This window comes from Streptomyces sp. sk2.1 (assembly GCF_008120935.1).
Lineage (GTDB): Bacteria > Actinomycetota > Actinomycetes > Streptomycetales > Streptomycetaceae > Streptomyces.
In genome coordinates this window covers 1-635 of sequence record NZ_RDBO01000257.1, presented here as the reverse complement: position 1 = coordinate 635, position 635 = coordinate 1, and the positions used below count along the sequence as shown (strand labels likewise).

2 pseudogenes are annotated in these 635 nt (G+C 76.9%); one reads left to right on the top strand and one right to left on the bottom strand.

Annotated features, from left to right (window positions below):
• Nucleotides 1–221 (top strand): annotated as a pseudogene (locus EAO76_RS43415) (hypothetical protein); the annotation flags it as partial.
• A gap of 146 nt (nt 222–367) precedes the next feature.
• Here the strand turns inward: EAO76_RS43415 and EAO76_RS43410 are convergent.
• Nucleotides 368–635: pseudogene (locus EAO76_RS43410) on the bottom strand (hypothetical protein); the annotation flags it as partial.

Genomic DNA, 635 nt, shown 5'->3' with positions numbered 1-635 from the left:
GCTCCCGGCTGGACGCCTGGGAGCGGCGCAACCACGCGGACGGGGTGCTCCGCGCCCAGAACGTCCCGCTCGCCCTGCGGGTCACCCCGGGCGACAGCGCCGCCGGTCACACCTGGTCGACGGTGCGGCTCACCTGGAGCCGCGGCGAGCACCCCGCGTACTCGTACCTGACCGTGCGGTCGGACCTGGCGACCGGCCGGATCTCCGACATCGGCGACTGAGGACCGAGGACCGGGCCCGCACGGGGCCGGTCCGGGCCCATGGGGCCTCAGGGGAAACACGGGGCCGGTCCGGGCGCGTGGAACCGCGCGGGGCCGCCGGAAGTGCCCGGCGGCCCCGCGCGGTCGGGCCCGGCGGCCCCGTGTCCTCAGACCCCGGCGGGCTCGTCCTCCCCGATGAAGGTGCGCCACAGCACGGCGTAGCGCCCGTCCTTGGCGAGGAGTTCGTCGTGCGTGCCGTCCTCGACGACCCGGCCGTGGTCCATCACCACGACCCGGTCGGCGCGGGCGGCCGTGGTCAGCCGGTGGGCGACGACCAGGGTGGTGCGGCGGCCGGCGAGGCGGTCGGTCGCCTGGTTGACCAGTGCCTCGCTGGCCAGGTCGAGGGAGGCGGTCGCCTCGTCGAGCAGCAGGACG